General features: G+C 71.0%; 17 protein-coding genes and 1 riboswitch. Of the genes, 4 read left to right on the plus strand and 13 right to left on the minus strand.

What is annotated here, in order from left to right; genetic code table 11:
• Nucleotides 1–22: 22 nt before the first annotated feature.
• Nucleotides 23–1,993 (plus strand): potassium transporter Kup, encoded by a 1,971-nt coding sequence (locus KJK29_RS00775; protein WP_215116630.1) that lies wholly within the window; start codon nucleotides 23–25, stop codon nucleotides 1,991–1,993.
• A 43-nt stretch (nucleotides 1,994–2,036) separates the two neighbouring features.
• Here the strand turns inward: KJK29_RS00775 and KJK29_RS00780 are convergent, their stop codons facing one another.
• From KJK29_RS00780 to cobN, 11 genes are all read right to left on the minus strand, one after another.
• A complete protein-coding gene (locus KJK29_RS00780; protein WP_215116631.1) occupies nucleotides 2,037–2,750 on the minus strand; it encodes a cation transporter in 714 nt (237 codons plus the stop codon).
• On the minus strand, nucleotides 2,750–3,085 hold the full coding sequence (locus tag KJK29_RS00785) for an ArsR/SmtB family transcription factor (RefSeq protein WP_215116632.1): 336 nt from the start codon (nucleotides 3,083–3,085) through the stop codon (nucleotides 2,750–2,752). Before KJK29_RS00785 ends, KJK29_RS00780 begins: the two co-directional genes overlap by 1 nt.
• Before the next feature lie 57 nt (nucleotides 3,086–3,142).
• A complete protein-coding gene (locus KJK29_RS00790; RefSeq protein WP_215116633.1) occupies nucleotides 3,143–5,698 on the minus strand; it encodes a sensor histidine kinase in 2,556 nt (851 codons plus the stop codon).
• A gap of 1 nt (nucleotide 5,699) precedes the next feature.
• On the minus strand, nucleotides 5,700–6,383 hold the full coding sequence (locus tag KJK29_RS00795) for a response regulator (RefSeq protein WP_215116634.1): 684 nt from the start codon (nucleotides 6,381–6,383) through the stop codon (nucleotides 5,700–5,702).
• A 123-nt stretch (nucleotides 6,384–6,506) separates the two neighbouring features.
• Complete coding sequence (locus KJK29_RS00800) at nucleotides 6,507–7,175, minus strand: potassium-transporting ATPase subunit C (protein ID WP_215116635.1); 669 nt, start codon at nucleotides 7,173–7,175, stop codon at nucleotides 6,507–6,509.
• A 5-nt stretch (nucleotides 7,176–7,180) separates the two neighbouring features.
• Nucleotides 7,181–9,310 carry a potassium-transporting ATPase subunit KdpB gene (gene kdpB, locus KJK29_RS00805; protein ID WP_215116636.1) on the minus strand — a complete coding sequence of 710 codons (2,130 nt, stop codon included), beginning with the start codon at nucleotides 9,308–9,310 and terminating at the stop codon, nucleotides 7,181–7,183.
• Nucleotides 9,307–10,971: a potassium-transporting ATPase subunit KdpA gene (gene kdpA / locus KJK29_RS00810; protein WP_215116637.1), complete on the minus strand. Its 1,665-nt coding sequence runs from the start codon at nucleotides 10,969–10,971 to the stop codon at nucleotides 9,307–9,309. The genes kdpB and kdpA overlap by 4 nt, the downstream gene beginning before the upstream one ends.
• An 8-nt stretch (nucleotides 10,972–10,979) precedes the next feature.
• Nucleotides 10,980–11,069: a K(+)-transporting ATPase subunit F gene (kdpF, locus tag KJK29_RS00815; RefSeq protein WP_016434100.1), complete on the minus strand. Its 90-nt coding sequence runs from the start codon at nucleotides 11,067–11,069 to the stop codon at nucleotides 10,980–10,982.
• A gap of 216 nt (nucleotides 11,070–11,285) precedes the next feature.
• Nucleotides 11,286–13,127, minus strand: a complete 1,842-nt coding sequence (locus KJK29_RS00820) for an APC family permease (protein ID WP_215116638.1) — start codon at nucleotides 13,125–13,127, stop codon at nucleotides 11,286–11,288.
• Between the two features lie 320 nt (nucleotides 13,128–13,447).
• Nucleotides 13,448–14,089 carry a superoxide dismutase gene (locus KJK29_RS00825; RefSeq protein ID WP_215116639.1) on the minus strand — a complete coding sequence of 214 codons (642 nt, stop codon included), beginning with the start codon at nucleotides 14,087–14,089 and terminating at the stop codon, nucleotides 13,448–13,450.
• A 197-nt stretch (nucleotides 14,090–14,286) separates the two neighbouring features.
• Entirely contained in the window at nucleotides 14,287–17,880 is a 3,594-nt protein-coding gene (gene cobN, locus KJK29_RS00830) for a cobaltochelatase subunit CobN (RefSeq protein ID WP_215116640.1), read from the minus strand.
• Nucleotides 17,881–17,950: 70 nt separating this feature from the next.
• Nucleotides 17,951–18,101, minus strand: a riboswitch (cobalamin riboswitch).
• A gap of 44 nt (nucleotides 18,102–18,145) precedes the next feature.
• Between cobN and cobG the strand changes: the two genes are divergently transcribed.
• The 3 genes from cobG to cobJ are packed head-to-tail and all read left to right on the plus strand — an operon-like array spanning nucleotide 18,146 to nucleotide 21,596.
• Complete coding sequence (gene cobG, locus KJK29_RS00835; RefSeq protein WP_215124094.1) at nucleotides 18,146–19,432, plus strand: precorrin-3B synthase; 1,287 nt, start codon at nucleotides 18,146–18,148, stop codon at nucleotides 19,430–19,432.
• On the plus strand, nucleotides 19,429–20,109 hold the full coding sequence (locus KJK29_RS00840; protein WP_215116641.1) for a precorrin-8X methylmutase: 681 nt from the start codon (nucleotides 19,429–19,431) through the stop codon (nucleotides 20,107–20,109). The genes cobG and KJK29_RS00840 overlap by 4 nt, the downstream gene beginning before the upstream one ends.
• Nucleotides 20,106–21,596, plus strand: coding sequence for a precorrin-3B C(17)-methyltransferase (cobJ, locus tag KJK29_RS00845; protein ID WP_215116642.1), 1,491 nt, complete (start codon nucleotides 20,106–20,108; stop codon nucleotides 21,594–21,596). The genes KJK29_RS00840 and cobJ overlap by 4 nt, the downstream gene beginning before the upstream one ends.
• A 16-nt stretch (nucleotides 21,597–21,612) precedes the next feature.
• On the opposite strand, the gene nicT is transcribed toward cobJ, so the two are convergent.
• Both nicT and KJK29_RS00855 read right to left on the minus strand, forming a co-directional pair.
• Nucleotides 21,613–22,761, minus strand: a complete 1,149-nt coding sequence (gene nicT / locus KJK29_RS00850) for a Nickel transporter NicT (protein WP_251057663.1) — start codon at nucleotides 22,759–22,761, stop codon at nucleotides 21,613–21,615.
• 110 nt (nucleotides 22,762–22,871) lie between these two features.
• Nucleotides 22,872–23,636 carry a cobalt-precorrin-6A reductase gene (locus tag KJK29_RS00855; RefSeq protein WP_215116643.1) on the minus strand — a complete coding sequence of 255 codons (765 nt, stop codon included), beginning with the start codon at nucleotides 23,634–23,636 and terminating at the stop codon, nucleotides 22,872–22,874.
• Nucleotide 23,637 lies beyond the last annotated feature (1 nt).

Raw genomic sequence — 23,637 nt, forward strand, 5'->3', positions numbered from 1 at the left:
CGCCCGCACGAGGAGGAGCGCCATGGCCGATCGCCGGCAGGGAAACGCGTCGGACGACGGGTCCCCGTCGCCGGCACTGGAGGACCGGCGGGCGGCCACGCACGACACGGTGCGGCTCGCGGTGGTCATCGGTGCTCTCGGAGTGGTCTTCGGCGACATCGGGACCAGCCCGATCTACACCCTGCAGACGGTGTTCAATCCGAGCGACCCGCACCCGGTGCCGGTCAGCACGGACAACGTCTACGGGGTGGTGTCCCTGGTCTTCTGGTCGGTGATGATCATCGTCACGGTCACCTATGTGCTGCTGGCGATGCGCGCCGACAACGACGGCGAGGGCGGCATCATGGCGCTGATCACCCTGCTGCGGCGGTGGAGTTCACAGCGTGGGCGCCGGGCCGCCGCCGCACTGGCCGCGCTCGGCATCTTCGGTGCGTCGCTGTTCTTCGGCGACAGCATGATCACACCGGCGATCTCGGTGCTGTCCGCGGTCGAGGGCCTCAAGGTCGTCCAGCCGTCCTTGGAAGACGCGGTCGTGCCCATCACCGCGGTGATCATCGTGCTCCTCTTCCTGGTGCAGCGCAGGGGAACCGCGGCCGTGGGCCGGGTGTTCGGCCCGGTCATGATCATCTGGTTCGTGGCCATCGGCGCCTGCGGCGTCGTCGGCATCACCGACCACCCGGACATCCTCAAGGCCCTGTCGCCGACGTACGCGCTGGGCTTCCTGTTCGGCCACTGGGGTACGGCCTTCTTCGCGCTGGCCGCGATCGTCCTCGCGGTCACCGGCGCCGAGGCGCTCTACGCCGACATGGGGCACTTCGGCCGCCGGGCGATCACCCGGGGCTGGCTGTTCCTCGTGCTGCCCGCGTGCGTGCTGAGCTACATGGGCCAGGGCGCCCTGATCCTCGACGACCCGGACAACATCAGCAGCCCGTTCTTCCTGCTCGTGCCCGACTGGGGACGCTGGCCGATGGTCGTGCTCGCCACGGCGGCGACCGTGATCGCCTCCCAGGCGGTGATCACCGGGGCGTACTCGGTCGCCTCCCAGGCGGCCCAGCTCGGCTATCTGCCGAGGCTGCGCATCGCACACACCTCCGAATCCACCATCGGCCAGATCTACGTCCCCTGGATCAACTGGCTCCTGATGGTCTCGGTCCTCACCCTGGTCTTCGCCTTCCGGGCCTCCGAGGCACTGGCCTACGCCTTCGGCATGGCGGTCACCGGCACCATCACCATCACCACCCTGCTGTTCTTCTACGTCGCCCGCGCCAAGTGGGGTACACCCCGGTGGCTGCTCGGCATCGGCGCGGGCGTGCTCCTCTTCGTGGACCTGCTGTTCGTGGCGGCCAACATGACCAAGCTCGTGCACGGCGCGTGGCTGCCGCTGCTGATCGGTCTCACCGCGTTCACCGTCATGACGACCTGGCAACGCGGCCGGCAGCTCGTCACCGCGGAACGGGCGCGCCAGGAGGGCCCGCTGCCCGAGTTCATCGAACGCCTCCGCTCGGGGGACGAGCCGACGGTCCGGGCGCCCGGCACGGCCGTCTTCCTGAACCGGGGGAAGGAGACCGCGCCTCTGGCGATGGTGGCCAACGTCGAGCACAACCGGGTGCGGCACGACCATGTCGTGATCCTGTCCATCAAGACCGAGCCCGTGCCCCGCGTTCAGGCCGACCGGCGGGTCGCCGTGGACGACCTCGGGTACGCCGACGACGGGATCATCCATGTCACCGCCCGGTTCGGCTACATGGAGACGCCGGATGTGCCGGGCACGCTGGCCCTGCTCGATCCGGCCGACACCGAGGGGCCGTTGCATCTCGACCAGGCGTCCTATTTCCTGTCGAAGATCGAGATCCGGCGCGGGAAGGCCCCGACGATGGCGCCCTGGCGCAAGCGGCTGTTCGTCGCCACCTCCTACATCACGGCCGACGCCGCCGAGTACTTCGGCCTGCCCCGCGACCGTACGGTCATCATGGGCTCGCAGATCGAGGTGTAGCGCGCCGCCCGGGGAGCCAGGCTTGCTCGGGGTACGGGGACGGTCAGTCGCAGCAGGCGCGGCCGGGGCCGCAACCACAGGCGTCGCCCGCCTTCGCGTCGGCGGCCTTCACTTCGGCGGCCGAGGGCGCGCAACAGCCCTTGCCCTGCCAGGCGTCGAGCCCTTCCCTGACCGCGATGGCGGCGATGGCGAGGGCGGCGACGGGGTCGGCCCATGACCAGCCGAGGGCGGCGTTGAGGACCAGGCCGGCCAGGAGCACGGCGGAGAGATAGGTGCACAGCAAGGTCTGTTTGGAGTCGGCCACGGCGCTCGCCGAGCCGAGTTCGCGGCCTGCCCTGCGCTGAGCGGCGGACAGGAACGGCATGACCGCCAGTGAGAGCGCGGCGATGACGATGCCGGGGACGGACCGTTCGGCCTCACCGGTGCCGGTGAGGGCGCGGACGGAGTCCACGGCGACGTAGGCGGCGAGCACGAGGAACGAGACGCCGATGATGCGCAGGGTGGTCCGCTCGCGGGCCTGGCGTACGGCGTGGTCGCGGGCGGAGAACTGCCAGGCGACGGCGGCGGCCGAGGAGACCTCGATGACCGAGTCCAGTCCGAAGCCGATCAGCGCGGTGGAGGAGGCGAGCGTGCCGGCGGTGAGGGCGACGACCGCCTCGACGACGTTGTAGCCGATGGTGGCGGCCACGAGCAGGCGTATCCGGCGGGCGAGCACATCACGGCGTGCCGGGGTGGGGCCGAGGGAGAGCGCGGTCATCAGCAGCACCCCTGGGCGTCGGCGTCGACGCAGGTGCGGTCGGTCTCGACGGCCAAGACGGCGGTGCGCAGGTCGTCCAGGGCGTGGGCCAGGCGTACGTCGGCCAGCTCGTAGCGGGTGCGGCGGCCGTCGGGCACGGCGACGGCGAGGCCGCAGTCGCGCAGGCAGGCGAGGTGGTTGGACAGCCGGGTGCGGGAGATGCCGAGGGTGTCGGCGAGTTCGGCGGGATAGGCCGGGGCCTCGCGCAGGGCGAGCAGGACGCGGCAGCGGATCGGGTCGGCGAGCGCGCGGCCGAAGCGGGCCAGCACCTCGATGTCGGAAGCGACGGTCAGCACCCTGCGACAGTACAGCCTTTCCTGAATTCAGGAAACCATGGACTGTCGCACGGGCCGTCAGAGTCCGGGAACGCGCGAAGCCGTCGAACGGGGAGGCGAGGCGGCTGCCGGGCGTGCCGGTGCCGTCGGCAGGCTGAGGACCATGGTGAGGCCCCCGCCGGGGGTGTCCTCGGCGTCGATGGTGCCTCCCATGGCCTCGGCGAAGCCGCGGGCGACCGCGAGGCCGAGGCCGACCCCGCTGCCGCGCGGTGAGTCGCCGTAGCGCTGGAAGGGTTCGAAGATGCGGTCCTTGGCCTCGTCGGGGACGCCGGGACCGCGGTCGATCACCCGGACCTCCACCCGGTCGGCGATCGCGCTCGCCTTCACCAGCACGGGCGTGCCCGGGGGGCTGTACTTGACGGCGTTCTCGACGACGTTGGCGACGGACCGCTCCAGCAGTCCCTTGTCCACCTGGACCATGGGCAGCGTCTCGGGGATGTTCAGCTCCACGCTGTCCTCCGGGACGCCGCCCAGGGCCATCGGCACCACCTCGTCGAGGTCGGCCTCGCGGACGATCGGGGTGACGGTGCCGGTCTGGAGGCGGGACATGTCGAGGAGGTTGCCGACGAGGAGGTCGAGGCGGTCGGCGCCCTCCTCGATCGCCTCCAGGAGTTCGGCCTGGTCCTCCTCCGACCAGGCCACGTCGTGCGACCGCAGGGAGGACACCGACACCTTGATGCCGGCGAGCGGTGTGCGCAGGTCGTGGCTCACGGCCGCCAGCAGCGCGGTGCGGATGCGGTTGCCCTCGGCCAGTTCCTTGGCCTGGTCGGCCTCGTGCTGGAGACGCTGGCGGTCCAGGACGACGGCGGCCTGGGCGGCGAACGCGGCGAGCACCCGGCGGTCCTCGGCCGGCAGGACGCGGCCGGTCAGCGCCAGCGCCATGTGGTCACCGACCGGTACGTCGACGTCCGCGCCCTCGGGGTTCTCGCACGGCCGTGGACCCACGCTTCCGGCGCAGGTCCACGGCGCCACGTCGCCCGCCCGCTCCAGCAGGGCGACGGACTCCATGGCGAAGGTCTCACGGACCCGTTCCAGCAGTTCCTCCAGGCCGGTCTCGCCGCGCAGCACGTTGCCCGCGAGGAACGAGAGGATCTCGGACTCCGCGCGCAGCCGGGCCGCTTGGTGGGTGCGGCGGGCGGCGAGGTCGACCACGGACGCCACGGACACTCCGACGAGGACGAAGATGACGATGGCGACGATGTTCTTGGGGTCGGCGACGGTCAGTTCGTGCAGCGGCGGGGTGAAGTAGTAGTTCAGCAGCAGCGAGCCGAAGGCCGCCGAGGCCAACGCCGGGTAGAGGCCGCCGACCAGGGCCGCCGCCACCGTCACCGTGAGGAACAGCAGCATGTCGTTGGGCAGGCCCAGGTCCACGCTGATGGTGGTCAGCAGCAGGGTGAGGAGCACGGGGCCGGCCACACCGGTCAGCCAGCCCCAGATGATCCGCGACCGGCCGAGGCGCGCGCTGCGGGGCACCGGCAGTCCGCGGCCCTTGCCCGCCTCGTCGTGGGTGATCAGATGGACGTCGAGGTCGGGGCCCGAGTCCGTGGCCACCGTCGCGCCGACGCCCGGCCCGAACACGTACTGCCACCCCTTGCGGCGGGAGACGCCGAGGACGATCTGGGTGGCGTTCACGCCCCGGGAGAAGTCCAGCAGCGCCACGGGGACGTCGTCGCCGACGACATGGTGGAAGGTGCCGCCCAGGTCCTCGACGAGGGTGCGCTGGACGGCGAGTTCCTTCGGGGAGGCGGAGGTGAGTCCGTCGCTGCGGGAGACATAGACCGCGAGGACCTCGCCTCCCGCGCCCTTCTCGGCCAGCCGGGCCGCGCGGCGGATCAGGGTCCGGCCCTCGGGACCGCCGGTGAGGCCGACCACGATCCGCTCGCGCGAGCCCCAGATCGTCGAGACCTCGTGCTCGCTGCGGTACGCGTTGAGGTATTCGTCGACGCGGTCGGCCACCCACAGCAGCGCCAGCTCCCGCAGGGCGGTGAGGTTGCCGGGCCGGAAGTAGTTGGAGAGGGCCGCGTCGACCTTGTCCGGCTTGTAGATGTTGCCGTGGGCCATACGGCGGCGCAGCGCCTGCGGCGACATGTCGACCAGCTCGACCTGGTCGGCGCGCCGGACGACCTCGTCGGGGACGGTCTCCCGCTGCCGTACGCCCGTGATGGACTCCACCACGTCCCCGAGGGACTCCAGATGCTGGATGTTGACGGTGGAGACCACGTCGATCCCGGCTGCGAGCAGGTCCTCGACGTCCTGCCAGCGCTTGGTGTGGCGCGAGCCCGGCACATTGGTGTGGGCGAGTTCGTCCACCAGCGCCACCTGGGGGCGCCTGGCCAGGACCGCGTCGACGTCCATCTCGGTGAAGACGGTGTCGCGGTACTCCAGATCCCTGCGCGGTATCTGTTCCAGGCCGTGCAGCATCACCTCGGTGCGCGGCCGGTGGTGGTGCTCCACGAACGCGACCACGCAGTCGGTTCCGCGCTCGATCCGGCGGTGTGCCTCGGAGAGCATGGCGTAGGTCTTGCCGACGCCGGGTGCGGCGCCGAGGTAGATCCGGAGCTTGCCGCGTGCCATGTCATCCCTCGAAACGGTAGCCCATGCCGGGTTCGGTGATCAGATAGCGCGGGTGGGAGGGGTCCGACTCCAGCTTGCGGCGCAGTTGCGCCATGTAGACCCGCAGATAGTTGGTCTTGTTGCTCCGGGACACGCCCCAGACCTCCTGCAGCAGGTGCTTCTGGGTGACGAGCCGTCCGGGGCTGGTGACCAGGATTTCCAGCAGATGCCATTCGGTGGGGGTGAGGCGCACGTCGTGTCCGTCGCGGACGACCTTCTTGGCGAGCAGGTCGATGGTGAAGCCGGCCGTCTCGACGAGCGTCGTCTCGGCGGTGAGCGGGGTGTCCTCGGTGCGGCGGACGGCGGCGCGCAGCCGGGCCAGCAGTTCGTCCATGCTGAACGGCTTGGTGATGTAGTCGTCGGCGCCCGCGTCGAGGGCGGCGACCTTCTCGTCGGAGGCGCGGCGCGCGGACAGCACCAGGATGGGCACGCGGGTCCAGCCGCGCAGGGCCTTGATGACGTCGACGCCGTCCATGTCCGGCAGTCCGAGGTCGAGCATCACGACGTCGGGCTGCCGGGCCGCCGCCAGTCTGAGGGCCGTGGCACCGTCGGGGGCCGCGTCCACCCCGTACCGACGGGCCTGCATGTTGATCACGAGGGCTCGTACCAGCTGAGGGTCGTCTTCCACGACCAGCACCCGGGTCATCGGTGTGCGCCTTTCATGTCGTACATGTGGCCGTGGAAACCGCCGCCGGCTTCGTGGCGGCGGGAGCCGGCGGTGCGGAGTCTCCTCCGGGCCGCCGGCTCCCGCGCCGGTCGCATCACGCCATCAGCTCTTCGCCACGAGTTCCTTGAGGGCGATGTTGAGTTCGAGGACGTTCACGCGGGGCTCGCCCATGAAGCCGAGGGTGCGGCCCTCGGTGTGCTCCTCGACGAGCTTGTCGACCTGGGCGACGGGCAGGCCGTTCTTCGCCGCCACCCGGTGGACCTGGAGGTCGGCGTAGGCCGGGGAGATGTTCGGGTCGAGGCCGGAGCCGGAGGAGGTGACCGCGTCGGCGGGGACCTGGGACGGCTTGACCCGGTAGTCGGCGGTCGAGTTGTCCTTGACCACGGCGGCCTTGGCGTCCTTCACCCATTGGATGAGCTCTTCGTTGTCGCCGGAGCGGTTGGTCGCGCCGGACAGGATGAGCTTGTACTGGGTGTTGACGCTGTTGGTGCCCAGGCCGTTCTGCGGACGGCCCTGGAACCACTTCAGGTCCGGCTCCGGGCTCTCCTGGCCCTTCTTCAGGGGCAGGTTGTAGGCCTGCCCGATCAGGGACGAGCCGACGACCTTGCCCTCCGACGTGATCTCGGAGCCGTTGGCCTTGTCGTTGAACAGGCCCTGGGCGATGCCGGTGACGAGCAACGGGTAGAGGACGCCGGTGACCAGGGTCAGCACGAGGAGGGCGCGCAGGCCCGCGCCGAGCAACCGGGCGGTGTTCGCGAAAGAGTTGTTCATGTCCTTCACCCGATCCCGGGGATCAGCGAGATGAGCAGGTCGATGAGCTTGATGCCGATGAACGGCGCGATCAGACCGCCGACGCCGTAGACGGTCAGGTTGCGGCGCAGCAGCTTGTCGGCGCTGACGGGCCGGTAGCGCACGCCCTTCAGCGACAGCGGCACCAGCGCGATGATGATCAGCGCGTTGAAGATCACGGCCGACAGGATCGCGGAGTCCGGCGAGGACAGGCCCATGATGTTGAGCTTGTCCAGGCCCGGATAGACCGCCGCGAACAGCGCCGGGATGATCGCGAAGTACTTCGCGACGTCGTTGGCTATGGAGAACGTGGTGAGCGCGCCCCGGGTGATGAGGAGTTGCTTGCCGATCTCGACGATCTCGATGAGCTTGGTCGGGTTGGAGTCGAGGTCGACCATGTTGCCGGCCTCCTTGGCGGCCGACGTGCCGGTGTTCATGGCCACGCCGACGTCCGCCTGCGCGAGGGCCGGGGCGTCGTTGGTGCCGTCGCCGGTCATCGCGACGAGCTTGCCGCCCGCCTGCTCGCGCTTGATGAGGGCCATCTTGTCCTCGGGGGTGGCCTCGGCGAGGAAGTCGTCGACGCCGGCCTCCTCGGCGATCGCCTTGGCCGTCAGCGGGTTGTCGCCCGTGATCATGACGGTCTTGATGCCCATGCGGCGCAGTTCCTCGAACCGTTCCCGCATGCCGTCCTTGACGACGTCCTTGAGGTGGATGACACCCAGGATCCGTGCCCCGTCGACGTCCTCGACGGCCACCAGCAGCGGGGTGCCGCCGGCTTCGGAGATGCGGTTGGCGCTCGTGTCCGCGTCGTCGGCGACGGTGCCGCCGCGCTCCTGGACCCAGGCGATGACGGAACCCGCCGCGCCCTTGCGGATCTTGCGGCCGTCGACGTCCACGCCCGACATACGGGTCTGGGCGGTGAACTCGATCCACTCGGCGTGGGCGAGCTCGCCCTGATGACGCTCGCGCAACCCGTACTTCTCCTTCGCCAGGACGACGATGGAGCGCCCCTCGGGCGTCTCGTCGGCCAGCGAGGAGAGCTGGGCGGCGTCGGCGACCTGGGCCTGGGTGGTGCCGCTGACCGGCACGAACTCGGCGGCCTGCCGGTTGCCGAGGGTGATGGTGCCGGTCTTGTCGAGCAGCAGCGTCGAGACGTCACCTGCGGCCTCGACCGCACGGCCGGACATGGCCAGGACGTTGCGCTGCACCAGCCGGTCCATGCCCGCGATGCCGATCGCGGACAGCAACGCGCCGATGGTGGTCGGGATGAGGCAGACCAGCAGCGCCACCAGCACGACCATCGTCAGGTGGGTGCCCGCGTAGTCGGCGAAGGGCGGCAGGGTGGCGCAGGCCAGCAGGAAGACGATCGTCAGCGAGGCGAGCAGGATGTTCAGCGCGATCTCGTTGGGCGTCTTCTGCCGTGCGGCGCCCTCGACCAGGTTGATCATCCGGTCGATGAAGGTCTCGCCGGGCTTCGTCGTGATCCTGATGACGATGCGGTCGGACAGCACCTTCGTGCCGCCGGTGACCGCCGAACGGTCGCCGCCCGACTCCCGGATGACCGGGGCCGACTCGCCGGTGATCGCCGACTCGTCCACGCTCGCGACGCCTTCGACGACGTCACCGTCGCCGGGGATGATGTCGCCGGCCTCGCAGACGACCAGGTCGCCGATGCGCAGCGCGGTGCCGGGGACCTGCTCCTCGGAGCCGTTGTCCAGGAGGCGGCGGGCGACGGTGTCGGTCTTGGCCTTGCGCAGGGTGTCCGCCTGGGCCTTGCCGCGGCCCTCGGCGACCGCCTCCGCCAGGTTGGCGAAGATGACGGTCAGCCACAGCCAGGCGCTGATCGCCCAGCCGAACCAGTCGCCCGGGTCCCTGAAGGAGAACACGGTCGTCAGGATCGAGCCGATCCACACCACGAACATCACGGGCGACTTGACCATCACCCGCGGGTCGAGCTTGCGGAAGGCGTCCGGCAGCGACTTGACCAGTTGCTTGGGGTCGAAGAGGCCGGCACCGACCCGGCCCTCCTTGTGACCGGTGGGCACGTCCTGGTGCGGTGCCCGGGCGGGAGTGGCTGTGGACATGGAGTCCTCTTGCTTCGTTACGTCGGTTGTCATGACGCCAGCCCCTCGGCCAGCGGACCCAGCGCGAGGGCCGGGAAGTAGGTCAGACCCGTGATGATCAGGATCGCCCCGACGAGGAGCCCGGTGAACAGCGGCTTCTCGGTGCGCAGGGTGCCTGCCGTGACCGGCACCGGCTTCTGTTCGGCGAGGGAGCCGGCCAGTGCCAGCACGAACACCATCGGCAGGAAGCGGCCGAGGAGCATCGCGAGGCCCAGGGTGCTGTTGAACCACTGGGTGTCCGCGTTCAGACCGGCGAACGCCGAGCCGTTGTTGTTCGAGGCGGACGTGTAGGCGTAGAGGATCTCGGAGAATCCGTGCGCGCCGCTGTTCGTCATCGAGTCGGCCGGGGTCGGCAGGGCCATCGCGAAGGCGGTGAAGACGAGCACCAGCGCCGGGGTGATGAGGATGTAGCAGGCCGCGAGCTTGATCTCGCGGGTGCCGATCTTCTTGCCCAGGTACTCGGGCGTGCGGCCGACCATCAGGCCGGCGATGAACACCGCGATGATCGCCATGATCAGCATGCCGTAGAGGCCGGAGCCGGTGCCGCCGGGCGCGATCTCGCCCAGCATCATGCCGAGCATCGTGATGCCGCCGCCCAGCCCGGTGAAGGACGAGTGGAAGGAGTCCACCGCACCGGTCGAGGTGAGCGTGGTCGCCGTCGCGAAGATCGAGGACGCGCCGACGCCGAAGCGGACCTCCTTGCCCTCCGTCGCACCGCCGGCGATGTCGAACGCGGGGCCGTGGTGGGCGAACTCGGTCCACATCATCAGGGCCGTGAAGCCGATCCAGATGGTGGCCATGGTCGCGAGGATCGCGTAGCCCTGCTTCACCGAGCCGACCATGACACCGAAGGTGCGGGTCAGCGCGAACGGGATCACCAGGATCAGGAAGATCTCGAAGAGGTTGGAGAAGGGCGTCGGGTTCTCGAAGGGGTGGGCTGAGTTGGCGTTGAAGTAGCCGCCGCCGTTGGTGCCCAGCTCCTTGATGGCCTCCTGCGAGGCGACCGCGCCGCCGTTCCACTGCTGCGAGCCGCCCATGAACTGACCGACCTCGTGGATGCCGGAGAAGTTCTGGATCGCGCCGCACGCCACCAGCACCAGCGCGGCGACCACGGCCACCGGCAGCAGGATCCGCGTGACACCGCGCACCAGGTCCGACCAGAAGTTGCCCAGCTCACCGGTGCGCGAGCGCGCGAATCCGCGCACCAGCGCCACCGCCACCGCGATGCCGACGGCCGCGGAGACGAAGTTCTGCACGGCCAGACCGGCGGTCTGCACGACATGGCCCATGGCCTGTTCGCCGTAGTACGACTGCCAGTTGGTGTTGGTGACGAAGGAAACGGCGGTGTTGAAGGCCTGGTCGGGGTCGATCGCCGCGAAGCCCAGCGAACCCGGCAGGACCCCCTGCAGACGCATCAGCAAGTACAGGAAGAGCACACCGATCACCGAGAAGGCGAGGACGCCCCGCAGATACGCGGGCCAGCGCATCTCGGTGTCGGGGTTCGCTCCGATGCCCTTGTAGATCCACTTCTCGACCCGCCAGTGCTTGTCGGAGGAGTAGACCCGGGCCATGTAGTTGCCCAGGGGGACATAGGCGAGCGCCAGCGCCGCCATGAGGGCGAGCAGCTGGAGCACACCGGCCAGTACAGGTCCCATAGTCGATCTCAGAACCTCTCCGGGAAGATCAGGGCGAGGACGAGATAGCCCAGCAGGGCGACGGCCACGACCAGACCGACGATGTTCTCGGCAGTCACAGCTTCGTCACCCCCTTGGCGACGAGGGCCACCAGCGCGAAACCCGCGAGCGCGGCGACGACGAAGGCCAGATCGGCCATCGCGAACTCCTAGGAGAGGGTCGAAACAGATACGGACGAGTAGAGGAAACCGCCTCCGTGGCCGGATTCGAGCCTCGTTGACGTCTCCCTAACGGCGGTGCCGACGCCTTTGACGAGGCTCTTACGCGGCAAGCGCTCACCCCAGCCGGAAGCGCAGCCGGCAGATCACCGCGTCGGTGTCCCGCCGCACCGCGTGGGCCACGACCGCGCCCCGCTGGTTCTGCAGCAGCCGCTGCCACAGGCGCTCCGGCTCCACCTCGGGGATCAGCACGGTGACCTGCGCGTCCGGCGCGGCGGCGGCCGTCTCACGGACGTAGGCGGCGATGGGGCGGCCCAGGGCCCGGTGCTCGGAGGTGAGCGGGATCAGGGGGACCCCGGGGTTCCAGTCGGCCCAGTCGCGGGCCAGGGCGTGGGCCTGCGCCCGGTCCTCGGTGTCGGGAGGGCAGACGGTGACCGCCCGTACCTCGTCGCCGAGGGAGACCGCGGCCGTGAGCGCCTCGGACGTCAGCCGGGACAGGGACGACACCGGGACGATCACGATGGAGCGGTCGCGGTGCGGGGGTTCCGGGACCCGGCCGAGGGCCAGCCGCTCGCCGATCCGGACGTAGGCGCGGTGCACGGTCTCGAAGGCCAGGACCAGCAGCGGCAGGGCGATCACGATCAGCCAGGCGCCCTCCTCGAACTTGGTCGCGGTGACGACGACCGCGGAGACGCCGGTGAGCAGCGCGCCGAAGCCGTTCAGCAGGGCCTTGCCGCGCCACCCCGGGCCCTTCTCGAGCCGCCAGTGCCGGACCATGCCCACCTGGGCGATGGTGAAGCCGACGAAGACACCGATCGCGAAGAGCGGCACGAGCGTGTTGGTGTCACCGCCGGAGAAGACCAGCAGCGCGGCCGAGACCACGGCCAGCGCGAGCACACCGTGCCGGTGCACCTGCCGGTCGGCCTTCAGGGCGAACACGTGCGGCGCGTAGTTGTCGCGGGCCAGCAGTTTCAGCAGTACGGGCAGCCCGCCGAACGAGGTGTTGGCCGACAGGGCCAGCAGGATCATCGTGGCGAACTGGACGACGTAGAAGGCCCAGTTGTGGCCGAGCGAGGCGTCCGCGAGCTGGGCCAGGACGGTGACGCCCTCGACCGGCTGGAGGTGGAAGCGGGAGATCAGCACCGACAGTCCGATGAGCATCACGCCGAGCACGGCGCCGAGGGCGACCTCCGCCCGCTGGGCGCGCTTGACGCGCGGGACCCGGAAGGAGGGCACGGCGTTGGCGATCGCCTCGACGCCGGTGAGGGCGCTGCAGCCGGAGGCGAAGGCCTTCAGCAACAGCAGGGCCCCGACCGTCGTGGCGCTGTCGGCGAGGCCCGAGGCGTGCCCGGCGGCGGCCTCGGTGCTCACCGGCCCGGACCGGAACAGCCCGACGGCGATCAGCGCGAAGATCGAGGCGACGAAGACGGCCGTGGGCGCGATGAAGACCCGTGCCGACTCCACGATCCCGCGCAGGTTCACCCCGGTGATCAGTACGAGGACGGCGAGGCAGAGCCACAGCCTGTCCTCGTACAGCGCGGGGAAGGCCGAGGTCAGCGCGGCGACACCGGCGGTGACGGCCACGGCCACGTTCAGGACGTAGTCCAGGACCAGGGATCCCGCGGCGACCAGGCTGGTGCACTTGCCCAGATGTGCCTTGGCGACCGCGTAGGAGCCGCCGCCGTCCGGGAACGCGGCGATCACCTGCCGGTAGGAGGCGACCAGCACGGCCAGCAGCCCGGCGATGGCCAGTGTCACCGGCAGGGTGAAGCCCAGGCCGTGCGCTCCGGCGGCGGCCAGCACGAGGACGATGGCCTCGGGGCCGTACGCCACCGACGCCATCGCGTCCAGGGACAGGGCCGCGAGCCCGGTGACGGAGGTAAGACGGTGGCGCTCGCCGGTATCCGGCGGCTCCTCTTCGGCGGGGGCGGATCCCGGCACGGTGGTCAGGACGGACATGGGTGGGCGCTCCTTCACGTACGGCCGCGCGGTCGACGAGAAGTGCGCGGGTGCGCTCAGGTTCTGTCCCCTACCGATCGGAGCCGACCGGTCCTTGCGAGTTCTTCGCGCCCAGCCCCTCGACTTTGACGCGACCTTGACGGCGGAGTGGCCTGCGCGACACCCGCACGAGGGGCGCTGACCGCGATCGCGGTACGAGCTGACGGCACGGCAAAGGGCTCCCGCATGTCACGTCCATGCGAGAGCCCTTCGTCGTACCGCCTGCCCGGTGACGGTTGAGAAGACGATCACGAGCAGGACGACTGCGGGGTGTTACGGCGTCACGGCGCGAGCAGCAGGCTGTCGCCCCGCTCCTTGGCGGCGGCGTAGCGCTTGGCCACGTCCTGCCAGTTGACGACCTGCCACATCGCCTCGATGAAGTCCACTTTCTGGTTCTTGTACTGCAGGTAGAAGGCGTGCTCCCAGGCGTCGAAGACCAGGATCGGGGTCGAGCCCTGGCCGACGTTGCCCTGGTGGTCGTAGATCTGCTCGACGATGAGGCGGCCGCTCAGCGGCTCGTAGGCGAGGACGCCCCAGCCGGAACCCTGCGTCGTCGCCGACGCCTTGGTCAGCTGCGCCTTGAAGCCCGCGAAAGAACCGAAGGACTCGGCGATGGCGTCCGCCAGCTCGCCCACGCCGTCCTTCTCCAGCGGCTCGCCGCCGCCGTCGCCGGTCATGTTGTGCCAGTAGATGGAGTGCAGGATGTGTCCGGAAAGGTGGAAGGCCAGGTTCTTCTCCAGGCCGTTGATCGAGCCCCACGTCTCCTTGTCCCGCGCCTCGGCGAGCTGCTCGAGCGTGTCGTTCGCGCCCTTCACGTATGCCGCGTGGTGCTTGTCGTGGTGCAGCTCGATGATCTCGGGGCTGATCACCGGCGCCAGCGACGAGTAGTCGTACGGAAGCTCCGGGAGCGTGTAAACCGCCATGTCCAACGTCCTCCGACGTTATTGCGAATGGTGTGCAGCTGCACGCTAACAGTAGGAGCCAGAGCTTTTCGATCAGGCGTTGGGCCTAGGACCATGGCCGTGTCGCGGGGTTCGAGGGAGCGAAACGCAAACCGGGGTGCGGGACGAAGTCCCGCACCCCGGTGGGTGACAGCGGCTGCGACGAGGAGCCGGAGCGGTCAGTCCTCGCCCTCGAGGTTCCCTTCGGTCTCGAGGTAGACCTGCCGCAGTCCCTCCAGCACCGCCGGGTCGGGCTTCTCCCACATCCCGCGCGACTCGGCCTCCAGCAGCCGCTCGGCGATGCCGTGCAGGGCCCAGGGGTTGGCCTGCTGGAGGAACTCGCGGTTGGTCTCGTCCAAGACGTAGGTCTCGGTGAGCTTGTCGTACATCCAGTCGGCGATCACGCCGGTCGTGGCGTCGTAGCCGAACAAGTAGTCCACCGTGGCGGCCAGTTCGAAGGCGCCCTTGTAGCCGTGGCGGCGCATCGCCTCGATCCACTTGGGGTTGACCACGCGGGCGCGGAAGACACGCGAGGTCTCCTCCACGAGGGTGCGGGTGCGGACCGTCTCGGGGCGGGTCGAGTCGCCGATGTACGCCTCGGGCGCCGTGCCCCGCAGGGCGCGGACCGTGGCGACCATGCCGCCGTGGTACTGGAAGTAGTCGTCGGAGTCGGCGATGTCGTGCTCGCGCGTGTCCGTGTTCTTCGCGGCCACCTCGATGCGCTTGTACGCCGTCTCCATCTCCTCGCGGGCCGGGCGGCCGTCGAGTTCACGGCCGTAGGCGTAGCCGCCCCAGACCGTGTAGACCTCGGCGAGGTCGGCGTCGGTGCGCCAGTCGCGGGAGTCGATGAGCTGGAGCAGACCGGCGCCGTAGGTGCCGGGGCGGGAGCCGAAGATACGGGTGGTGGCGCGGCGTTCGTCGCCGTGTTCGGCGACGTCCGCCTGGACGTGGGCCCGGACGTGGTTCACCGAGGCCGGCTCGTCCAGCGACGCCGCCAGGCGTACGGCGTCGTCCAGCAGTCCGATGGTGTGCGGGAAGGCGTCCCGGAAGAAGCCCGAGATGCGCAGGGTGACGTCGATGCGGGGTCGGCCCAGCTCCTCGGCGGGGACAGGCTCCAGCCCGGTCACGCGGCGGGAGGCGTCGTCCCAGACGGGGCGGATGCCGAGCAGGGCGAGGGCCTCGGCGACGTCGTCGCCCGCCGTGCGCATGGCGCTCGTGCCCCACAGGGAGAGACCGACGGAGGTGGGCCATTCGCCGTTGTCGGCGCGGTAGCGCTCCAGCAGGGAGTCCGCGAGGGCCTGGCCGGTCTCCCAGGCGAGGCGGGAGGGGACGGCCTTGGGGTCGACGGAGTAGAAGTTGCGGCCGGTCGGCAGGACGTTGACCAGGCCGCGCAGCGGGGAGCCGGAGGGGCCCGCCGGGACGAAGCCGCCGTTCAGGGCGTGCACCGCGTGGTCGATCTCGGCGGTGGTCGCGGCGAGGCGCGGCACGACCTCGCGGGCCGCGAACTCCAGGATGGCGGCTACCTGTTCGCCGTGCTCGCTGGGGACGGCGGCCGGGTCCCAGCCCGCGTCCTCCATCGCCTGGACCAGGGCGCGGGCCTTCTCCTCCGCCGCGTCGGCGGTGGTGCGGGTGGCGGCGGACTCGTCGAGGCCGAGGGCCTCGCGCAGGCCGGGCAGGGCCGTGGTGCCGCCCCAGATCTGGCGGGCGCGCAGGACGGCGAGGACCAGGTTGACGTGGTCGGCGCCGGTGGGCGGGTTGCCGAGGACGTGCAGACCGTCGCGGATCTGGGCGTCCTTGACCTCGCAGAGCCAGCCGTCGACGTGCAGCAGGAAGTCGTCGAAGCCGTCGTCGTCGGGGCGGTCGTCCATGCCGAGGTCGTGGTCGAGCTTGGCGGCCTGGATGAGGGTCCAGATCTGGGCGCGGATCGCCGGGAGCTTGGCGGGGTCCATGGAGGAGATCTGGGCGTACTCGTCGAGGAGCTGCTCCAGGCGCGCGATGTCGCCGTAGGAGTCGGCGCGGGCCATGGGCGGCACGAGGTGGTCGACGAGGGTGGCGTGGACGCGGCGCTTGGCCTGGGTGCCCTCGCCCGGGTCGTTGACCAGGAACGGGTAGATCAGGGGCAGGTCGCCGAGGGCGGCGTCGGGGCCGCAGGCGGCGGACAGGCCGGCGTTCTTGCCGGGCAGCCACTCCAGGTTGCCGTGCTTGCCGAGGTGGATCATCGCGTCGGCGCCGAAGCCGCCGTCCTCGGCGCGGGCGGCGATCCAGCGGTAGGCGGCCAGGTAGTGGTGGGACGGCGGGAGGTCCGGGTCGTGGTAGATCGCGATCGGGTTCTCGCCGAAGCCGCGCGGGGGCTGGATGAGGATCAGCAGGTTCCCGAAGCGGAGGGCCGCGAGGACGATGTCGCCCTCCGGGTTGCGGCTGCGGTCGACGAACATCTCGCCCGGCGCCGGACCCCAGTGCTCCTCCACCGACGTGCGCAGCTCCTCGGGGAGCGTGGCGTACCAGCGGCGGTAGTCGGCCGCCGGGATACGCACCGGGTTGCGGGCCAGCTGCTCCTCGGTGAGCCACTCCTGGTCATGGCCGCCCGCCTCGATCAGGGCGCGGATCAGCTCGTCGCCGTCGCCGGAGGCGAGGCCCGGCACCTCGGCGTCCGTGCCGAAGTCGTAGCCCTCCTCGCGCAGGCGCCGCAGCAGGGCCACCGCGCTGGCGGGGGTGTCGAGGCCGACCGCGTTGCCGATGCGGGAGTGCTTGGTCGGGTAGGCGGAGAGGACCAGCGCCAGGCGCTTGTCGGCGGGACGGATGTGGCGGAGCCGGGCGTGGCGTACGGCGATTCCGGCGACGCGGGCGGCGCGCTCGGGGTCGGCGACGTAGGCGGGGAGGCCGTCCTCGTCGATCTCCTTGAACGAGAACGGGACGGTGATGAGGCGGCCGTCGAACTCGGGGACGGCGATCTGGCTGGCCGCGTCGAGCGGGGAGACGCCCTCGTCGTTCTCCTCCCAGGCGGCGCGCGAACCGGTGAGGCACAGGGCCTGGAGGATCGGGACGTCCAGCTCGGTGAGCGCTCCGGCGTCCCAGGACTCGTCGTCGCCGCCGGCCGACGCCTGGGCGGGCTTGGTGCCGCCCGCGGCAAGGACCGTGGTGATGATCACGTCGGCGGTGCGGAGCTCTTCGATCAGCTCGGGCTCGGGGGCGCGCAGGGAGGCGACGTACAGGGGCAGGGCCCGGCCGCCCCCGTCCTCGACGGCGTCGCACAGGGCGGCGACGAAGGCGGTGTTGCCGCTCATGTGGTGGGCCCGGTAGTAGAGCACGGCGACGGTCGGACCGTCGGCGCCGGCGCGGGGCGTGCGCTCCAGCGGGCCCCAGGTGGGTGCTGCCGCCGGCGACTCGAAGCCGTGGCCGGTGAGCAGGACCGTGTCGGAGAGGAAGCGGGCGAGCTGCTCCAGGTTGGCCGGGCCACCGTGGGCGAGGTAGGCGTGTGCCTCGGCGGCGATGCCGACGGGGACGGTGGAGGCTTCCATGAGCTGGGCGTCCGGAGCCTGTTCGCCGGTGAGGACGACGACCGGGCGGCCGTCGGCCAGCAGCAGGTCGAGGCCGTCCTGCCAGGCGCGGATGCCGCCGAGGAGACGTACGACGACCAGGTCGACGCCGTCGAGAAGGCCGGGGAGGTCGTCGAGGGCGAGACGGGAGGGGTTGGCGAAGCGGTAGGGCACCGGACCCGCGGCCGCGCGGGCGCTCAGCAGATCGGTGTCGGACGTCGACAGGAGCAGGATCATGCGGCGTCGGCCTTCCTCGGGGTGTCCGCGCCCCGGGTGGTTCGAAATGGGGTCTCCCCTGCTCGGGCGATGCCGAGCGTTCGGGGAAGGGAGTTCCTGACTCGTCCGGCCGCATGGGCCGGACTCACAGTGGCGGGACCGCGCCGGACTCGCACCGGCTTCCTCCCCTGTCGCCGTCGTGGCGATGGCGGACCGGATGACCCGCCGCGATCATAGTAAGTGCCAGGGGAAGAGGGCACGGCATACACCAGGTGTGATGGTAGGTATGCTCGCCGCCATGTCCACGGCTGCCCCGCGCTCATCGCCCCAGGCCACAGCGGTCCCACGAGACCGCGGTGACGCCTGTCCGGGGACGCTGCGGCTGCACGCGGCGGACGACGGAGCGCTGGCTCGCGTCCGGATTCCCGGTGGTGTGCTGACCGTTGCGCAGGCGGAGACGCTCGGGGACGTGGCGGTGCGGCTGGGCGACGGCGACCTGCATCTGACCTCGCGCGGCAACGCGCAACTGCGGGGTCTGCCCGGTGGATGCGCCGGGGAGCTGGCCGAGTCGCTGGACGCGGCCGGGCTGCTGCCCTCGCACGGGCACGAGCGGGTGCGCAACATCGTGGCCTCGCCGCTGTCCGGTCTCGACGGGCGGGGCTTTCTGGACGTACGCCCCTGGCTGACGGCCCTGGACGCGGCGCTGTGCGCGAGCGAGGCGGCGCGGGCCCTGTCGGGACGTTTCCTGTTCGCGCTCGACGACGGACGCGGCGACGTGGCCGGACTCGATGCCGATGTGACGGTACGGGCGACGGCGGACGGCGGCGCGGAACTCACGCTCGGAGCGGCCGGACAAGCGCTGCGCGTCGGTGCCGAGGAAGCGGCCCGGGCCGCGCTGGCGGCCGCGGAAACCTTCCTGGAGGCGGCGCGAACGAGCGGGGACCGCGTCTGGCGCGTTGATGAACTGTCCCTCTCCGGCGACGAGTTGCTCGACGCGGTCGGCCGACGGCTGCGGGCCGAGGGCATCCGTCACGAGCGGCGGGACCGGGAGACCGTCCGCACGGCCGGACCGCCCCCGGGAGTCCTAGGCACCGCGCTCTCCGTGCACGTACCTCTGGGACGCCTCTCGGCACACCAGTGGCGGGAACTGACCCGCGTCGCCGCCGGTGAGCTGCGTCTCACCCCGTGGCGCGGTGTGGTTCTTCCCACACACGGGACGGACCCGGACGTATCCCTCGCCCGCCTCGCGGCCACCGGCCTGGTCACCGGCCCAGGTGACCCCTGGCTCCGTGTCGGTGCCTGTATCGGCAGCCCCGGATGCGCCAAGTCGCGGGCGGACGTACGGGCCGACGCGGCCGAGGCCCTCGACACGATCGAGCCGGGCGGCCTCCCCTTGTACTGGTCCGGGTGCGAACGCCGCTGCGGGCACCCCCGGGGCGACCGCGTCGACGTGGTCGCCGCCCCGGGAGGCGGCTATCTGCTCTCCACCGCGGTGAGCGGCCAGGAACCCCGGACCGCCTCGATGGACGTCCCCGCCCGGCTCGCCACCGCCCTGGCGGCGATCACCTCATGACCCCTACGACGACCACGACGACCGAGAGCAGCGAGAAGAGCACCGTGACCACCTACGACTACGAGAAGGACGGCCCGGCCATCTACCGCCAGTCCTTCGCCACGATCCGCGCGGAGGCGGACCTCGCGGCCCTGCCCGCCGATGTCAGCCAGGTCACGGTCCGGATGATCCACGCCTGCGGGATGGTCGACCTCGTACGGGACCTGGCCTACTCCCCGGCCGTCGTCGCCCGCGCCCGCGAGGCGCTGCGGGCCGGGGCGCCCATCTTCACCGATGTGCAGATGGTGGCCAGCGGTGTGACGCGCAAGCGGCTGCCCGCCGACAACGACGTGCTGTGCACGCTCTCCGACCCGTCCGTGCCGGAGCTGGCGGCGAAGCTCGGCACGACGCGCAGCGCCGCCGCGATGGAGCTGTGGCGGGACCGGCTGGAGGGCTCGGTGGTCGCCGTCGGCAACGCGCCCACCGCCCTGTTCCGGCTGCTGGAGATGATCGACGAGGGCGCGCCCCGGCCGGCCGCCGTCATCGGTGTCCCGGTCGGTTTCGTCGGGGCCGCCGAGTCCAAGGACGCTCTGGCCGCGCACCCGTCGGGTCTGGAGCACCTGGTCGTGCGCGGCCGTCGCGGGGGCAGCGCCATCGCCGCCGCCGCGCTCAACGCGATCGCGAGTGAGGAAGAGTGAGCGGGAAGCTGTACGGGGTGGGGCTCGGCCCCGGTGACCCGTCCCTGATGACCGTACGGGCCGTGGAGGCCATCGCCGAGGCGGACGTGATCGCGTACCACAGTGCGCGGCACGGTCGTTCCATCGCGCGCTCGATCGCGGCGAAGCACATCCGCGCCGACCACATCGAGGAGCGGCTGGTCTACCCGGTCACGACCGAGACCACCGACCATCCCGGCGGTTACAAGGGCGCGATGGAGGAGTTCTACACCGAGGCGTCGGCCCGGCTCGCCGCGCATCTGGACGCGGGACGGACGGTCGCGGTCCTCGCCGAGGGCGATCCGCTCTTCTACGGCTCCTACATGCACATGCACAAGCGGCTGGTCGACCGCTACGACACCGAGGTCATCCCCGGCGTCACGTCCGTGTCCGCCGCCGCGGCCCGGCTGGGCACGCCGCTCGCCGAGGGCGAGGAGGTGCTGACGATCCTGCCGGGCACGCTGCCCGAGGAGGAGCTGACCGCACGGCTCGCCGCGACGGACGTGGCCGTGGTGATGAAGCTGGGGCGGACCTTCACCAAGGTGCGCGGCGCGCTGGAGAGTTCGGGGCGGCTCGGCGAGGCCCGCTATGTCGAGCGGGCCACCATGCCCGGGGAGCGGCTCGCCGAACTGGCGGACGTGGATCCGGAGTCGGTGCCGTACTTCTCGGTGGCCGTGCTGCCGAGCCAGGTCGACGCCGAGCGGCCCGAGGCCCGGGAGCGGGGCGAGGTCGTCGTGGTCGGGACCGGGCCGGCCGGTCCACTGTGGCTGACGCCCGAGACGCGGGGCGCGCTGGCCGCCGCCGACGACCTGGTCGGCTACACCACCTATCTGGACCGGGTGCCGCGGCGGGCGGGTCAGGTCCGGCACGGCTCGGACAACCGGGTGGAGTCGGAGCGCGCCGAGTTCGCCCTCGATCTGGCCCGGCGCGGGCGGCGGGTCGCGGTCGTCTCCGGCGGCGACCCGGGCGTCTTCGCCATGGCGACGGCCGTGCTGGAGGTCGCGTCGCAGAAGGAGTACGCGGACGTCGGGGTGCGGGTGCTGCCGGGGGTGACCGCCGCCAACGCCGCGGCGGCCCGCGCGGGCGCCCCGCTCGGGCACGACTACGCCACGATCTCCCTCTCCGACCGGCTGAAGCCCTGGGAGGTCGTCGAGGAACGGCTGCGGGCGGCGGCCTCGGCGGATCTGGTGCTCGCCCTGTACAACCCCGGTTCCCGCAGCCGCACCTGGCAGGTGGGCAAGGCCCGTGAGCTGCTGCTGGAGCACCGCGCACCGGACACCCCGGTGGTGGTGGCACGGGACGTGGGCGGCTCCGGTGAGCGGGTCCGCATCGTGCGGCTGGCCGATCTGGACCCGGCCGAGGTCGACATGCGCACGATCCTGCTGGTCGGGTCCTCGCAGACGCGGGCCGTCCGGCGCGGGGACGGCGAGGAGATCGTCTGGACTCCGCGCCGGTATCCGGAGGCGTAGGCGGGTGCGGCCCGGTTCAGCTCTCCTCGGCCACCGAAGCGGCGGCCGGGGAGGCGGCCGGGGCGGGCCGGGCCAGGCCCCGCGTCCACTTCTCCTCGATCCGGCCGACCTTCCACACCAGCAGGGCCACCGCCCAGGTGAGGACGAACAGCCCGACGACGACGTAGCCGATGATGTTCAGGTCGAGGCCGGACACCCAGTCCCAGAACGGGCCGTGCAGATCCGCCTGCTCGGCGATCAGGCCGAGCAGTTCGACGGTGCCGATGAGCAGCGCCACGGCGACGGACAGGCCGGTGACGGTGAGGTTGTAGTAGACCTTGCGCACCGGCTTGGAGAAGGCCCAGCCGTAGGCGAAGTTCATGAACGTCCCGTCGATGGTGTCGAGCAGGGACATACCGGCCGCGAACAGGACCGGCAGGCACAGGATCGCGTACCAGGGCAGGCCGGAGGCGGCGCCCGAACCGGCGAGGACCAGCAGGGCGATCTCCGTCGCGGTGTCGAAGCCGAGGCCGAAGAGCAGGCCCAGGGGGTACATCTGCCACGGCTTGGTGATCGACTTCATCAGACGGCCCAGGAGCCGGTTCATGAAGCCGCGCTTGTCGAGCTGTTCCTCCAGGGCGGCCTCGTCGAAGTGGCCGGTGCGCATCCGGCGGAAGACCTTCCAGATGCCCGCCATGATCACGATGTTGATGATCGCGATGAGGTAGAGGAAGGTTCCCGAGACGGTCGTGCCGATCCAGCCGGTGACGCTGTGCAGTGCGGAGTCGTCGTCGGCGACCGGCCCGGACAGTGCCTTGACGCCGACGGAGAGCAGGAAGGCCAGCGCGAACACGATGCTCGAGTGGCCCAGCGAGAACCAGAAGCCGACCGACAGCGGGCGCTGCCCCTCGCTCATCAGCTTCCGGGTGGTGTTGTCGATCGCCGCGATGTGGTCGGCGTCGAAGGCGTGACGCAGACCGAGGGTGTAGGCCGTGACGCCGATGCCGATCCCGAACGTCCTCTCCCCCAAGGTGTAGTGCTCCGGGGCGACGATCACGACGAGCGTGAACCAGCCGACGAGGTGCAGGGCCAGGATGAACGCGGCCATCCCGCCGACGCTCGCCCACTCCTTCCGGGTCATCGACGTGCGGATGCGGTGCCGGGCGGAGCCGGGAGCGGTGGTCATGGGGGCGCAGGCCTCACGGGTCGAGGAACGGCTGTTCTCAGCCGCGCTCACAAGGCTTCTGCGTGTTCCTTGCAGGTACAAGCCAGGTGTGGCAAAGCCCCCGTCAGGTTTCAGCCAGTAGTCGGGAAAGCCCGCCCGTGCGGGAGTTCCCTGATCCACCGGGCCGCCTCTTCCGGACCGGCCACGGCCGGCACCTGTTCGGGAACGGGCGGCCGGCGGACCACGACCACGGGCACTCCCGCCTCCCGCGCGGCCGTGAGTTTGGGCGCGGTGGCGGCTCCGCCGCTGTCCTTCGTGACCAGGACGTCGATGCGGTGGCGGTGCAGGAGTTCGCGTTCCGCGTCGAGGGTGAAGGGGCCTCGGTCGAGGAGCACCTCCATGCGGGCGGGGTACGGGGACTCGGGCGCGTCCACGGAGCGTACGAGGAACCACAGGGCGTCCAGACCGGCGAACGCGGCCAGGCCCATGCGTCCGGTGGTGAGGAACACCCGGCTGCCGAGGGCGGGCAGCAGCGCCGCGGCCTCCTCCAGGGAGCCGGCCTCGTGCCAGTCGTCGCCCTCGACCGGGACCCAGCCGGGGCGCCGCACCGCGAGCAGGGGAACATGGGCGGTGGCGGCGGCACGTGCCGCGTGGAAACCGATCGTCCCGGCGAAAGGATGGGTGGCGTCGATGAGTGCGTTCACCCGGTGCTCGACGAGCCACGCGGTCAGCCCCTCCACTCCCCCGAAGCCTCCGATCCGGACCTCGCCCGGAGGCAGCCGGGGTCCGGCCACCCGCCCGGCGAGAGAACTGGTCACGGTCAGGCCGGGTGTGCCGTCAAGCAGTTCGGCGAGACGGCGGGCTTCGGTGGTCCCGCCCAGAATCAGTACGTGCATG

Source organism: Streptomyces koelreuteriae (assembly GCF_018604545.1).
GTDB classification, from domain to species: Bacteria; Actinomycetota; Actinomycetes; order Streptomycetales; family Streptomycetaceae; genus Streptomyces; species Streptomyces koelreuteriae.

What these genes read in the sequence shown, in the direction of transcription:
- KJK29_RS00775 (WP_215116630.1), top strand. Translation starts at nt 23, where the DNA reads ATGGCCGATCGCCGGCAGGGAAACGCGTCGGACGACGGGTCCCCGTCG.
- KJK29_RS00780 (WP_215116631.1), bottom strand. Translation starts at nt 2,750, where the DNA reads ATGACCGCGCTCTCCCTCGGCCCCACCCCGGCACGCCGTGATGTGCTC.
- KJK29_RS00790 (WP_215116633.1), bottom strand. Translation starts at nt 5,698, where the DNA reads ATGGCACGCGGCAAGCTCCGGATCTACCTCGGCGCCGCACCCGGCGTC.
- KJK29_RS00795 (WP_215116634.1), bottom strand. Translation starts at nt 6,383, where the DNA reads ATGACCCGGGTGCTGGTCGTGGAAGACGACCCTCAGCTGGTACGAGCC.
- KJK29_RS00800 (WP_215116635.1), bottom strand. Translation starts at nt 7,175, where the DNA reads ATGAACAACTCTTTCGCGAACACCGCCCGGTTGCTCGGCGCGGGCCTG.
- kdpB (WP_215116636.1), bottom strand. Translation starts at nt 9,310, where the DNA reads ATGACAACCGACGTAACGAAGCAAGAGGACTCCATGTCCACAGCCACT.
- kdpA (WP_215116637.1), bottom strand. Translation starts at nt 10,971, where the DNA reads ATGGGACCTGTACTGGCCGGTGTGCTCCAGCTGCTCGCCCTCATGGCG.
- KJK29_RS00820 (WP_215116638.1), bottom strand. Translation starts at nt 13,127, where the DNA reads ATGTCCGTCCTGACCACCGTGCCGGGATCCGCCCCCGCCGAAGAGGAG.
- KJK29_RS00825 (WP_215116639.1), bottom strand. Translation starts at nt 14,089, where the DNA reads ATGGCGGTTTACACGCTCCCGGAGCTTCCGTACGACTACTCGTCGCTG.
- cobN (WP_215116640.1), bottom strand. Translation starts at nt 17,880, where the DNA reads ATGATCCTGCTCCTGTCGACGTCCGACACCGATCTGCTGAGCGCCCGC.
- cobG (WP_215124094.1), top strand. Translation starts at nt 18,146, where the DNA reads ATGCTCGCCGCCATGTCCACGGCTGCCCCGCGCTCATCGCCCCAGGCC.
- KJK29_RS00840 (WP_215116641.1), top strand. Translation starts at nt 19,429, where the DNA reads ATGACCCCTACGACGACCACGACGACCGAGAGCAGCGAGAAGAGCACC.
- nicT (WP_251057663.1), bottom strand. Translation starts at nt 22,761, where the DNA reads ATGACCACCGCTCCCGGCTCCGCCCGGCACCGCATCCGCACGTCGATG.
- KJK29_RS00855 (WP_215116643.1), bottom strand. Translation starts at nt 23,636, where the DNA reads ATGCACGTACTGATTCTGGGCGGGACCACCGAAGCCCGCCGTCTCGCC.